At 70.6% G+C, this 11,627-nt stretch carries 14 protein-coding genes; 9 read left to right on the top strand and 5 right to left on the bottom strand.

What is annotated here, in order from left to right; all coding sequences use genetic code 11:
• Nucleotides 1-33: 33 nt before the first annotated feature.
• The 3 genes from FHX46_RS04275 to FHX46_RS04265 are packed head-to-tail and all read left to right on the top strand — an operon-like array spanning nt 34 to nt 3,105.
• Nucleotides 34-810, top strand: coding sequence for a glutaminyl-peptide cyclotransferase (locus tag FHX46_RS04275; RefSeq protein WP_167110825.1), 777 nt, complete (start codon nt 34-36; stop codon nt 808-810).
• A 41-nt stretch (nt 811-851) separates the two neighbouring features.
• Nucleotides 852-2,585 carry an MFS transporter gene (locus FHX46_RS04270; RefSeq protein ID WP_167110823.1) on the top strand — a complete coding sequence of 578 codons (1,734 nt, stop codon included), beginning with the start codon at nt 852-854 and terminating at the stop codon, nt 2,583-2,585.
• A gap of 22 nt (nt 2,586-2,607) precedes the next feature.
• The gene (locus FHX46_RS04265) at nt 2,608-3,105 is read left to right on the top strand and encodes a DUF2771 family protein (RefSeq protein WP_167110821.1); all 498 of its coding nucleotides are present in this window, start codon (nt 2,608-2,610) and stop codon (nt 3,103-3,105) included.
• A gap of 60 nt (nt 3,106-3,165) precedes the next feature.
• Here FHX46_RS04265 and FHX46_RS04260 read toward each other — a convergent pair whose 3' ends face one another.
• Nucleotides 3,166-3,552 (bottom strand): cold-shock protein, encoded by a 387-nt coding sequence (locus tag FHX46_RS04260; protein WP_017985244.1) that lies wholly within the window; start codon nt 3,550-3,552, stop codon nt 3,166-3,168.
• A 164-nt stretch (nt 3,553-3,716) separates the two neighbouring features.
• Here FHX46_RS04260 and FHX46_RS04255 point away from each other — a divergent pair, with 164 nt between their 5' ends.
• On the top strand, nt 3,717-3,947 hold the full coding sequence (locus FHX46_RS04255) for a hypothetical protein (RefSeq protein ID WP_167103829.1): 231 nt from the start codon (nt 3,717-3,719) through the stop codon (nt 3,945-3,947).
• On the opposite strand, the gene FHX46_RS04250 is transcribed toward FHX46_RS04255, so the two are convergent.
• Complete coding sequence (locus FHX46_RS04250) at nt 3,904-4,536, bottom strand: HAD family hydrolase (protein ID WP_167110819.1); 633 nt, start codon at nt 4,534-4,536, stop codon at nt 3,904-3,906. The two genes, FHX46_RS04255 and FHX46_RS04250, sit on opposite strands and share 44 nt — an antisense overlap.
• Before the next feature lie 118 nt (nt 4,537-4,654).
• On the opposite strand from FHX46_RS04250, the gene FHX46_RS04245 reads away from it, so the two are divergent.
• Complete coding sequence (locus FHX46_RS04245) at nt 4,655-5,272, top strand: TetR/AcrR family transcriptional regulator (protein WP_167110802.1); 618 nt, start codon at nt 4,655-4,657, stop codon at nt 5,270-5,272.
• Complete coding sequence (locus tag FHX46_RS04240) at nt 5,269-6,231, top strand: R2-like ligand-binding oxidase (RefSeq protein WP_167110800.1); 963 nt, start codon at nt 5,269-5,271, stop codon at nt 6,229-6,231. The genes FHX46_RS04245 and FHX46_RS04240 overlap by 4 nt, the downstream gene beginning before the upstream one ends.
• Before the next feature lie 30 nt (nt 6,232-6,261).
• On the opposite strand, the gene FHX46_RS04235 is transcribed toward FHX46_RS04240, so the two are convergent.
• On the bottom strand, nt 6,262-7,872 hold the full coding sequence (locus FHX46_RS04235) for an AMP-binding protein (protein ID WP_167110798.1): 1,611 nt from the start codon (nt 7,870-7,872) through the stop codon (nt 6,262-6,264).
• A gap of 85 nt (nt 7,873-7,957) precedes the next feature.
• On the opposite strand from FHX46_RS04235, the gene FHX46_RS04230 reads away from it, so the two are divergent.
• Nucleotides 7,958-8,719: a PhzF family phenazine biosynthesis protein gene (locus FHX46_RS04230; protein WP_167110796.1), complete on the top strand. Its 762-nt coding sequence runs from the start codon at nt 7,958-7,960 to the stop codon at nt 8,717-8,719.
• Entirely contained in the window at nt 8,719-9,120 is a 402-nt protein-coding gene (locus FHX46_RS04225; protein WP_167110794.1) for a YccF domain-containing protein, read from the top strand. The genes FHX46_RS04230 and FHX46_RS04225 overlap by 1 nt, the downstream gene beginning before the upstream one ends.
• Here the strand turns inward: FHX46_RS04225 and FHX46_RS04220 are convergent.
• Entirely contained in the window at nt 9,108-9,524 is a 417-nt protein-coding gene (locus FHX46_RS04220) for a MarR family winged helix-turn-helix transcriptional regulator (RefSeq protein WP_167110792.1), read from the bottom strand. The two genes, FHX46_RS04225 and FHX46_RS04220, sit on opposite strands and share 13 nt — an antisense overlap.
• A gap of 79 nt (nt 9,525-9,603) precedes the next feature.
• Between FHX46_RS04220 and FHX46_RS04215 the strand changes: the two genes are divergently transcribed.
• Nucleotides 9,604-10,755, top strand: coding sequence for an MFS transporter (locus FHX46_RS04215; RefSeq protein WP_313886020.1), 1,152 nt, complete (start codon nt 9,604-9,606; stop codon nt 10,753-10,755).
• A 37-nt stretch (nt 10,756-10,792) separates the two neighbouring features.
• Here the strand turns inward: FHX46_RS04215 and FHX46_RS04210 are convergent, their stop codons facing one another.
• Nucleotides 10,793-11,611, bottom strand: coding sequence for a metallophosphoesterase family protein (locus tag FHX46_RS04210; protein ID WP_167110790.1), 819 nt, complete (start codon nt 11,609-11,611; stop codon nt 10,793-10,795).
• Between the last annotated feature and the right edge of the window lie 16 nt (nt 11,612-11,627).

Genomic DNA, 11,627 nt, shown 5'->3' with positions numbered 1-11,627 from the left:
GCGCGCGTCGAGCGGCCGTGTCAGGGTGGAGCCGTGCGCACCCTGTTCACCCTCACGCTCGCCGCGGTCGTCGCGCTCGGCGGCTGCGCGGCGGCCGCCCCGCCCGCGCCGGCCACGGTTCCGCAGCTCACGGTGCAGGTGCTGGCCACGCTGCCGCACGACCCGGCCGCCTTCACCGAAGGCCTGGAATTCGCCGGCGACACCCTGTACGAGGGCACCGGGCTGGTCGGGGAGTCGTCGGTGCGGGCCGGGGCGCCCGGGCAGCCACCGGCCGTGCGGGTGGACCTGCCGGCGCCGCTGTTCGGCGAGGGCATCACCGTCACCGGGCCGACGCTGTGGCAACTGACCTGGCAGAACGGCGTCGCGATCGAACGCGATGCCCGCACCCTCGCCGAGCTGCGGCGCGTGACCTACGACGGCGAGGGCTGGGGCCTCTGCCACGCGGGCGGCCGGCTGGTGATGAGCAACGGCTCGGACCGGCTCACCTTCCGCGACCCGGCCACCTTCACGGTCACCGGCGAGGTGACCGTGCACTTCGGGTCGCAGACCTTCGACCAGCTGAACGAGCTGGAGTGCAGCGGCGGCGCGGTGTACGCCAACGTGTGGCAGACCGACCGGATCCTGCGCATCGACCCGGCGACCGGCGAGGTGACCGGCCAGATCACCGCCGCCGGGCTGCTCACCCCCGCCCAGGCGGCCGCCGCCGACGTGCTCAACGGGATCGCGGCGATCCCCGGCACCGACGAGTTCCTGATCACCGGGAAGTACTGGCCGACGATGTTCCGGGTGAAATTCGTCCCGGCTTCCTGATCATCCAGCACATCCCCGCAGGAATACGGCAAGATTGACCCGTGCGGCGCAAACGGAAGTGGACACCGGCCCCAGGTGCCGGCCACTCGTGGCGCGCCCAGGGCGGCTTCTACCCCGAGCCGTCCCCGGTCCCGGCCACGGACGACGCACCGACGAACGCGGTCCCGTCCGGCAACCGGCCGCCGCCACCACCGCGCGGCGCCCGGCCGTACCCGCCACGGCAGGCGCCACCGCCACGCCCGTGGCACACCGATCCGCCATCTCCCCCACCACGCCGCACCGAGCCGCTCTACGACCACTACGACACCAACGGCTACGCGAAGTCCGCACGCCCGGAGCCGGAACCGGCGGACGAGCCGCGCACCGACCCGCGCACCGCGCACGCCGGGCCGCCGCCGCGGATGCCGAAGAAGCTGACGGTCACCCGGGTCGCCGCACTGCGCAGCCGGGAGCTCGGCGGCAAGGCGTTCGGGTTGTTCCAGCGCGCGACCAAGGCCGACGGCGCGGACAAGTCCGGTCTCACGTCGCTGACGTACGCGGTGATGCTGAACTACGCCAGCGACGCGGCGATGGCGATCGCGCTGGCCAACACGCTGTTCTTCGCGGCCACCAGCGGCGAGAGCCGCGGCCGGGTGGCGCTGTACCTGCTGATCACCATCGCGCCGTTCGCACTGGTGGCGCCGGTCATCGGCCCGCTGCTGGACCGCATCCAGCGCGGCAGGCGGCTGGCGATGTGCCTGGCGTCGGTCGGGCAGGTGCTGATGGCCGTGGTGATGGCGCTGCACTTCAACGACTGGGGTCTCTACCCGGCGGCGCTGGGCAAGATGGTGCTGTCCAAGTCGTTCACGGTGCTCAAGTCCGCGGTCACCCCGCGGGTGGTGCCACCGGAGATCACGCTGTCGAAGACCAACGCGCGGCTCACCGTCTTCGGCCTCGCCGCCGGTGGTGTGTTCGGCGCCATCGCCTCCGGGGTGAACTCGCTGTTCGGATCCGCGGGGGCGTTGTGGTTCACCGCGGCGATCTGCGCCGTCGGCGGCGTGCAGGCGATGCGCATCCCGGCGTGGGTCGAGGTGACCGAAGGCGAGGTCCCGGCGACGCTCAAGGCCCATCCGGCGCAGAAGAAGAAACGGCAGCCGCTGGGCAGCGAGGTCGTACTCGCCCTGTGGGGCAACGGGACCGTGCGCGTGCTCACCGGGTTCCTGATGATGTTCACCGCCTTCGCGGTGAAGGCCCACGCCGAGCAGAACGGGCAGACCCCGTTCATGCAGCTGCTGCTCCTCGGGCTGGTCGGCGCCGCGGCCGGGATCGGCGGGTTCGTCGGCAACGCGCTGGGTTCGCGGCTGACGTTCGGGCACGCGAGTCAGGTGGTCCTCGCCTGCGTCGCGGCGTCGCTCGCGTCCACGATCCTCGCCGCCGTCATGTCCGGGATCATCACCGTCACCATCGTCGGCCTGGTCGGATCGACCGCCAGCGCGCTGGCGAAGGTCAGCCTGGACGCGGTGATCCAGCGCGACCTGCCCGAGGAGTCCCGGGCTTCGGCGTTCGGCCGGTCGGAGACGGTGCTCCAGCTGGCGTGGGTGTTCGGTGGCGCGCTGGGCCTGCTGCTGCCGCCGACGTACTGGATCGGGTTCCTCGTGGTGTCGATCCTGCTCGCACTCGGCCTGGCGCAGACTTTCCTGCTGCAGCGCGGCTCCTCGCTGCTGCCCGCAGTGGGGGCGAAGCGGGCACGCCGACCCGCGCGAACGGGCAGCGGGGCCGCTCCCCGAGTGCGCTGAGCCGACCCGTAGTGTTTCCGCCATGCGGCGAACTTTGCTGTTGCTGGCGGCCGGTGCGCTGACGCTGACCGGGTGCTCCGCCACCGCCGGACCGCCCGAGGTCACCTTCTTCGGCGACGGCCACACCGTCAACGCCGACCCGATCGTGAACTGCGACGCACTCCTGAAGTCGTGCTCGCAGGACCCGGGGGCGGCGGCGACGCTGAAGGTGCGCCCGGGCAAGCCGGTGCAGATCTCCGTGCCGTCCGAGATCGGCGACACCCCGTGGCTGGTGAACGTCCAGTACACCAACGCCAAGGGTGAGCTGCAGCCGGTCAAGCAGCAGTACTTCTCGCCGGGTGCGAAACTCGCCTACACCGCAACCGGGAACGCCCCGGGCGACCAGCTGGTCGTGGTCGAGGTGCAGCAGCTCGGCGCGGTGTTCGCCGCGGACCAGGCCGGCAACCCGATCCTCGACGAGAACGGCAACCCGCAGCTCGTCGCGCGCTCGTTGTGGACGCTGCAGGTGCAGCCCGGGTGAGCTGAACCGGACGAGCCCCACTCGCCGCGACGGGTGGGGCCGGCGGTCAGCGGCGCGCTATCACGGGTCGAGGTCGCGCGCGACGGCACGCATCACCTCGGCGATGCGCTTCGTGTTCTTCCGGTCCGGGTAGCGGCCGCGGCGCAGGTCCGGCTGCACCTTCATCTCGAGCAGCTTGATCATGTCCTCGATCAGGCCGTGCAGCTCCTCGGCGGGGCGACGGCGCGCCTCGGCGACCGAGGGCAGGCTGTCGATGAGCCGAACGGACAGGGCCTGCGGGCCGCGGCGACCGTCGGCGACGCCGAACTCCAGCCGCTGGCCGGCCTTGAGTGCCTCCACCCCTTGCGGGAGCGCGGTCTTGCGGATGTAGACGTCCTGGCCGCCGTCCTGGGTGACGAAACCGAACCCCTTCTCCGCGTCGTACCACTTGACCTTGCCGGTCGGCACTGCCCTCACCGTTCCTTCGTTCTGCGAAACATCGTCTCGTCCACCTGCGGCACGGGGCCGCCCTGCACGACGAACGCGCCCTGGGCGTACCCAGGACGCGTATCCGTCAGCCTATCCCGGTATGCGCCCTCCGGTGAAGGAGATATGGGTTCTAACCTTGTGCCATGGATACTCCGGCCGAGACTTCCCCACGCAAGCCGTTCCTCATGCGGCTCGGGATCGGCGTGTTCGCCGTCGGCGTACTGGCCGTGCTGGCAGTGTTCGTGCTGTTCGCCTTCGGCCTGCGCGACCTCCCGGTCTGGCTCAGCGCCGTCGCGGGGGTGGCCACCCCGCTCGGCATCGCCTTGTCGCTCATCTCGCTGGTGCGGGAGCACCGTCGAGCGGCTGCCGGCTGAGCCAGCCGGGGAACTCCGCCAGGCTCTCGAACACCACCTCGGCCCCGGCCTCGAGCAGTGCGTCCCGGCTGCACGGACCCGTCGTCACCCCGACCGGCACCGCGCCCGCGGCGAGTGCGCCCCGCACGTCGCCCAGGTGGTCACCCGCGTAGATCGACGCGCCGTGCTCGCGCAGGGCGACCGCCTTGCCGTCCGACCACAGCTCTCCCACCAGCACGTCGACGGCCAGGCCGAGCGCCTTGACGTGCAGTGCCGCGTTCGGGCCGTACTTGCCGGTGACCACGACCGTGCGGCCGCCCGCCTCGTGCACGGCGGCCAGCGCCTCGTGGGCGCCCGGCAGGGCGACCGTCCCGGGGATCACGATCTCCGGGTACAGCTGGCGGAACCGGTCGACCAGGCCGCCGATCCGGTCCTCGGGCGCGCCGAACTCGCGCAGCACGTGGTCCAGCGGCGGGCCGAGGTTGGCGGCGAAGTGCTCACCGTCCAACGGCAGGCCGGCCTCCGCGCCGAGCGCGTTCATCACCGCGACCATGCCCGGCCGCGGGTCGATGAGCGTCATGTCCAGGTCGAATCCGACGACGATCCCCACGACAGCCACGGTAGCCGGACCCACCGACAGTTCCCGACGCCGTCTTACCTCGTCTTTACAGTGGCGCCGATCGGGTCAACCTTCTTGACATCCTGAACACCTATGTCAAGCTGAGCGTGTGACTGAGATCACCAGCTCGTTCACCGCACGCACCCGGACCTCGCTGCGGGAGACCCTGATCGACGCGGCGACCGACATCCTGGCGGCCCGAGGCTATGCGGCCCTGCGCATGGCGGACGTCGCCGCGGCGGCCGGGGTCAGCCGCCAGACCGTCTACAACGAGTTCGGCAACAAGAACGCACTCGTGCAGGCCGTGGTCCTGCGCACCACCGGCGAGTTCCTGGACGGCATCCACCAGCGGTTCGCCACCGCGCCGGATGTGCTGAGCGGCATCCGCGACTCGCTCATCTACACGATCGAGCACGGCCGGGAGAACCGGCTGGTCGCCTCCGCACTGGGCACTCCGCAGGGTGAGGATCTGCTGCCGCTGCTCACCACCCGGGGTGAACCCGTGCTGTCGGCGGCGATGGCGACCACGGCCGCGCAGTACCGCGAGTTCCTGCCCAGCCTCAGCGGCGAGGCCGCGACCCTCCTCGCGGAGACCGTGGTCCGGCTCGCGTTGAGCCACCTGGTGCTGCCGACCCATTCCGCGGCCGAGGCCGCGGACCTGATCTGCGCCGCGATCGCACCCGCCATCACCCACTACGCGTCCACAATGGAGTGTGAGCAGCGATGACCGGAACCCTTCCCGCGCGCCGCACCGGATTCGCCTCGCTGCGCCGGGGCGGACTGAACTGGGACTCCTTCCCGCTGCGGCTGTTCGTCAAGGGCAACCGGAAGTTCTGGAACCCGGCCGACATCGACTTCAGCCAGGACGCCGAGGACTGGCGGACCCTCAACGACGAGGAACGCCGGTCGGCGACCTACCTGTGCACGCAGTTCGCCGCGGGCGAGGAGGCCGTGACCGAGGACATCCAGCCGTTCCTCCAGGCGATGGCGGCCGAGGGCCGGTTCGGCGACGAGATGTACCTGACGCAGTTCTGCTTCGAGGAGGCCAAGCACACCGAGGTCTTCCGGCGCTGGATGGACGCGGTGGGCCTGACCGAGGACCTGACGTCCTACGTGAGCGAAAACCCGCACTACCGCAAGCTGTTCTACGAGGAGCTGCCGGAGTCGCTGAGCGTGCTGGAGCGCGACCCCAGCCCGCTCAACCAGGTCCGCGCGAGCGTCACCTACAACCACGTGATCGAGGGCAGCCTGGCGCTGACCGGCTACTACGCCTGGCAGAAGCTGTGCGTGACGCGCGGCATCCTGCCCGGCATGCAACAGCTGGTGAAGCACATCAGCGACGACGAACGTCGCCACATGGCGTGGGGCACGTTCACCTGCCGCCGGCACATCGCCGCGGACGATTCGCTGTGGGACGCGGTGCAGCAGCGGATGGGCGAACTGCTGCCGCACGCGCTCGGGATGATCCAGTGGGTGCGGGACCAGTTCGGGGAAACGCACCCGTTCGGCAACGACCCGCAGGAGTTCATCGGCTACGCCGCCGACCGCGCGCAGCGCCGCCTGGGCGCCATCGCGTCGGCGCGCGGAGTGCCGGTGGCGCAGATCGACCTGGACTACTCGCCGGAACAGCTGGAGGACACGTTCGGCGAAGAGGATGCGAAAGCCCTGGCCAACGTCGTGCCCTAGGCGCCCGGACCCCGCGTCCGGGGAGGACTCTTACTCCAGGTCCAGGATCTTCAGTGCCTGTTCCCGCATTTCGACCTTGCGGACCTTTCCCGTCACCGTCATCGGGAACTCGTCCACGATGTGCACGTACTTCGGGATCTTGTAGTGCGCGAGCTTGCCCGCGCAGAACTCGCGCAGCGACTCCGCCGTGAGCGGCTCGGCTCCCTGGCGCATCCGGACCCACGCCATCAGTTCCTCGCCGTACCGCTGGTCCGGCACGCCGATCACCTGGGCGTCCAGCACGTCCGGGTGGGTGTAGAGGAACTCCTCGATCTCCCGCGGGTAGATGTTCTCGCCGCCGCGGATCACCATGTCCTTGATCCGGCCGGTGATCTGGATGTATCCCTCGTCGTCCATCACCCCGAGGTCGCCGGTGTGCATCCAGCGCCCCTGGTCGATCACCTCGGCGGTCTTGTCCGGCTGGTCCCAGTAGCCGAGCATCACCGAATAGCCCCGGGTGCACAGCTCGCCCGGCTCGCCGCGCGGCACGGTCAGCCCGGTCTCCGGGTCGACGATCTTCACCTCCAGGTGCGGCCCGACCCGGCCGACCGTGGACACGCGCCGCTCGATCGAGTCGTCCGACCTCGTCTGCGTGGAGACCGGGGAGGTCTCGGTCATGCCGTAGCAGATGGACACCTCGGTCATGCCCATCCGCTCGATGACCTGCTTCATCACCTCGACGGGGCAGGGCGAGCCGGCCATGATGCCGGTTCGCAGCGACGACAGGTCGTAGTCCTCGAAGCCCGGTTCGGCGAGTTCGGCGATGAACATCGTGGGCACGCCGTACAGCGATGTGCACCGCTCCGACTCGACGGCCTGCAGCGTGGCCTTCGGCTCGAACGACGGGGCCGGGATCACCATGCACGAACCGTGCGAGGTCGCCGCCAGGTTGCCCATCACCATGCCGAAGCAGTGGTAGAACGGCACCGGAAGGCAGATCCGGTCCGCCTCCGTGTAGTGGCAGAGCTCGCCCACGAAGAAGCCGTTGTTGAGGATGTTGTGGTGGGACAGGGTCGCACCCTTCGGGAAGCCCGTCGTCCCCGAGGTGTACTGGATGTTGATCGGGTCGTCCGCGGACAGCCCCACCTCCGGCAGCGGCCTGCCCCGGCCGGACTCCAGCAGCTCCGACCACTCGCCCGAGCCCAGCAGCACGACCTGTTCCAGCCCGGCGCAGCGCGGCCGGACCTCCTCGATCATGGCCGCGTAGTCGGAGGTCTTGAACGACTGCGCCGCGACCAGCATCCGCACCCCGGACTGGTTCAGCACGAACTCCAGCTCGTGGGACCGGTACGCCGGGTTGATGTTGACCAGGATCGCCCCGACCTTCGCCGTGGCGTACTGCAGGAACGTCCACTCCGCGCAGTTCGGCGACCAGATCCCGACCCGGTCGCCCTTGCCGATCCCCCGCCCGGCGAGCGCCGCGGCCAGCGCGTCCACCTCGGCCGACAGCTCCCGGTAGGTCCACCGCCGGCCCGACGCGCACTCGACCAGAGCGTCGCGTTCACCGAACGACGCCACGGTCCGATCGAAATTGTCACCGATGGTGTCTCCGAGCAGCGGCACCTCGGAGATCCCCGACGCATAACTCGGCACGGCTGGCATGACGCCTCCTCGGACCCGGTCCACACTGACCGTCACCGAGTCTAGAAATCCCGCCGCTTCCCGGATACCCCCTAGAGTGGGTGCCATGCGGATCTCCATCGTCGACGCGTTCACCAGCACCCCGTTCGCCGGGAACCCAGCCGGGGTGGTGCTGCTCGACGCACCGGCCGAGACCGCGTGGATGCAGTCGGTGGCCGCCGAGCTGCGGCATTCGGAAACGGCGTTCGTGGAGGTGTCCGGCGACGGCCCGAAGCGGCTGCGCTGGTTCACGCCCACGGTCGAGGTGGACCTCTGCGGGCACGCGACGCTGGCCACCGGGCACGTGCTGGGCGGCGAGCAGGTGTTCACCACGCGCAGCGGCGAGCTGCGCACCCGCGCCGACGGCGGCTGGGTCAGCATGGACTTCCCGCACGACCCGCCACGGCCGGCCGCGGACGACGTCCTGGGCGCCCTGCCCGGTGTGACGGTCACGAGCGTCGCGCGTGGCAAGTGGGACATCCTGGTCGAGGTCGCCGATGCGGCCGAAGTGCGCGGACTGAAGCCGGACCTGGACGTGGTGGCGGGCTGGGATGCCCGTTGCGTGATCGTCACCGCCCCTGGCGACCGGGACGACGTCGACTTCGTCAGCCGCGTCTTCGGTCCGGCCGTCGGCGTGCCGGAGGACCCGGTGACCGGCTCGGCGCACTGCCTGCTGGCGCCGCACTGGGCGGGCAAGCTCGGGCGGGACGAGCTGGTCGGCGAGCAGGCGTCGGAGCGCGGCGGGATCGTGCGCGTCCGGCTCGACGGGGACCGGGTGACGCTGTCCGGGCAGGCCGTCACCGTGCTGAGCGGGGAGTTGCACGTCTGATGCGGCTCATCCTGAACCTGATCTGGCTGGTGCTGGCCGGCTTCTGGATGGCCCTCGCCTACCTGGCGGCCGGGATCATCTGCTGCGTCCTGATCGTCACGATCCCGTTCGGCATCGCGTCGTTCCGCATCGCGAACTACGCGTTGTGGCCGTTCGGCCGCACGATCGTCGACCGTCGCGACGCCGGAGTCGGCTCGCTGATCGGCAACGTCATCTGGATCGTGTTCGCCGGGTTCTGGCTAGCGATCGGGCACGTGGTCACCGGGATCGCGCTGTGCGTCACGATCGTCGGGATCCCGCTCGGGCTGGCGAACTTCAAGCTCATCCCGGTCTCGCTGATGCCGCTCGGCAAGGTGATCGTGCCCGCCGGCCGTGGCTCGGACGCCTACTACCGGCCCTGACCGACCAGCGCCTGCAACAACTCGACCAGCGACTTCTGCTGGGCGGGGTCCAGTGAGACCATCGGCGAGGTCCGGTTGAGACGGTCGAGCACCGTGTCCCGCGCCGTCTGCCCGGCTTCGGTCAGCACGATCTCCTTCGCGCGCCGGTCGGTGGGGTGTGGCCGCCGGTTCACCAGGCCCTGATCCTCCAGCCGGTCGATCACGAACGTCGCGTTCGACGCCTCGCACGACATCCGGTTCGCCAGCTCGCGCGCGGTGATCGGCTCGGACAGCTCGCGCAGCGCGACGACCTGCGCCGGGGTCAACCCGACCTCCTCACCGATCCGGCGGACCTGCCCGTCGAGGCGCCGGGCGAACTCGTGCACCAGTTTGCACACATCACGGTCGAGTTCGACGTCCACCATGCCCCTGAGTCTAGCGGGATGGTCCGAGCTGTGATAGTTCTAGCTCGAATCATTACAACTCGAACTTCTGGGAGTGGTCGTGCCGTTACCCGTCTTCTCGTTGATGCTCGTGGTCTTCGGGCTCACCACCGGCGAGTTCGTGATCGCCGGGCTCGTCCCGGACGTCGCGGCGGACCTGGCGGTCTCCGTGCCGTCGGCCGGCCTGCTGGTGACCGCCTACGCCGCCGGCATGATCATCGGTGGCCCGGTGATCACCCCGCTGACCGCCCGCGTCGGCCGGAAACCGCTGATCACCGGGCTCGTCGCGGTCTCCGTCGTCGCGAACCTCGGTTCGGCGGTGGCCCCCGGCTACGCCGTCCTGCTCCTGGCGCGGTTCGTCGCGGGCCTGATCGTCGCGACGTTCTTCGCGCTGGCGATCTCGATCACCGCGGCGAGCGCGCCGGAAGGCAAGCAGGCCGCGATGATCGCCAAGGTCGCGCTGGGCCTGAACCTCGGCATCATCCTGGGCACCCCGCTGGGCACGTTCGTCGGCCACCACTTCGGCTGGCGGGCGACGTTCGTGGCGGTCGCCGTGATCACCTTCCTCGCGCTGCTGCTGGTGCTGCGGTTCGTGCCCGCGTTCCCGGGCTCCGACGCGTCCGTCTTCGGTGAACTGCGGGTGCTCGCCGACCGCGAGGTGTGGCGCGGCATCGCGCTGACCGCGCTGGGCAACCTCGGCGTGGTCACGGTCTTCACCTACATCGTGCCGCTGCTCACCGACGTGGCCGGGTTCAGCGTGGACGCCGTGCCGGTGCTGCTGCTGGTCTACGGCGCCGGGGCGGTGATCGGCAACCTGGTCGGCGGACGGCTGGCCGACCGCGCCCTGATGCCGTCGCTCGCCTGGATGCTGGCCGCGCTGGTCGCCACGCTGGCACTGCTCTGGGCCGCCGGGGACAACCGCGCAGTGGTGGCGGTCCTGGTGTTCGTCCTCGGCGGGCTGGCGTTCGCGATCGTCCCCGGCATGCAGACGCGGGTCCTCACCGCGGCGGGCGCCGCACCGACCCTGGCCGTCGCGGTCAACGCGTCCGGCTTCCAGCTCGCCGCCGCGTTCGGCGGCTGGCTGGGCGGGCAGCTGATCAACGGCAGCGGCATCGGCGCCCTGTACCCCGCCGCCGCCGTGGTCACCGTGGCCGGGCTGGGGCTCGCGGTGGCGATGCTGCGCAGCGACCAGCGGGTGCGGGTGCGGGGGTAGGGTGAGCCTCGTCCTGGCCTGCCCCGGCCGGCGGGGATCAGTCCCCCGGTTTCCAGGGCAGCGGCACGACGAGGCAGGGGCCACCGACGAACAGGCCGCCGTCGATGCCCAGTACCTTGCCCCCGGCGTAGAGGTAGGGCGCCTCGATCTGCGTGGGGTGGATGCCGAGCTGGTCGGCGATCACGCTGTGCCCGTGCACGATCCGCTCGCCGCCCAGCTGCTCCAGCACGTAGTCCGCGATGTCCGGGCCGTGCGGGCCGCGGAAGGCGTAGCGGGTCGTCATGCGGCGCCACACCTCCCACCACTCGACCAGGTCGTCGCCGTCGAGGATGTCCCGCACGGTGGTGTTGATGTCCTCGGCGTCGTCGCCCCAGTCGAGGTACTCGACGGTGTCCGAGTGCATCAGCAGGTGGTTCGCCGCGTGCGCGATCAACGGCCGGCTGCTCAGCCACTCCACGTGCTCCGCGGTCAGCGCGTCCTGATCGGACAGCTGCCCGCCGTTGATCTCCCAGCTGCGGGCGAAGCTGCGCGGGCCGAAGTCGGAGGGCACCTCGGTGTCGCCGAACCGGTGCATACCCAGCAGGAGGATCTCGTGGTTGCCGAGCAGCGTCTGCGCGGCCCCGCCCGCCCCGGCGGCCTGCTCGTGCAGCCGCATCACCAGGTCGATGACGCCGATCCCGTCCGGGCCCCGGTCCACGAAGTCGCCGAGGAACCACAGGTGCGCCTCACCGCCGGACCAGTTCCCGGCCTCGTCGGCCAGACCGGCCCGGCACAGCGCGGCCGCCAGCTCGTCCCGGTGCCCGTGCACGTCGCCGACGACGTAGGTGCGGGCACCGGGAGGCTGATGGTCGCTCATCGTTCCGACGATAGGC

Source organism: Amycolatopsis viridis (assembly GCF_011758765.1).
Classification (GTDB): Bacteria; Actinomycetota; Actinomycetes; order Mycobacteriales; family Pseudonocardiaceae; genus Amycolatopsis_E; species Amycolatopsis_E viridis.
This window is presented reverse-complemented; position numbering and strand designations above follow the sequence as displayed.

What these genes read in the sequence shown, in the direction of transcription:
- FHX46_RS04265 (WP_167110821.1), top strand. Translation starts at nt 2,608, where the DNA reads ATGCGGCGAACTTTGCTGTTGCTGGCGGCCGGTGCGCTGACGCTGACC.
- FHX46_RS04255 (WP_167103829.1), top strand. Translation starts at nt 3,717, where the DNA reads ATGGATACTCCGGCCGAGACTTCCCCACGCAAGCCGTTCCTCATGCGG.
- FHX46_RS04240 (WP_167110800.1), top strand. Translation starts at nt 5,269, where the DNA reads ATGACCGGAACCCTTCCCGCGCGCCGCACCGGATTCGCCTCGCTGCGC.
- FHX46_RS04235 (WP_167110798.1), bottom strand. Translation starts at nt 7,872, where the DNA reads ATGCCAGCCGTGCCGAGTTATGCGTCGGGGATCTCCGAGGTGCCGCTG.
- FHX46_RS04230 (WP_167110796.1), top strand. Translation starts at nt 7,958, where the DNA reads ATGCGGATCTCCATCGTCGACGCGTTCACCAGCACCCCGTTCGCCGGG.
- FHX46_RS04225 (WP_167110794.1), top strand. Translation starts at nt 8,719, where the DNA reads ATGCGGCTCATCCTGAACCTGATCTGGCTGGTGCTGGCCGGCTTCTGG.
- FHX46_RS04220 (WP_167110792.1), bottom strand. Translation starts at nt 9,524, where the DNA reads ATGGTGGACGTCGAACTCGACCGTGATGTGTGCAAACTGGTGCACGAG.
- FHX46_RS04210 (WP_167110790.1), bottom strand. Translation starts at nt 11,611, where the DNA reads ATGAGCGACCATCAGCCTCCCGGTGCCCGCACCTACGTCGTCGGCGAC.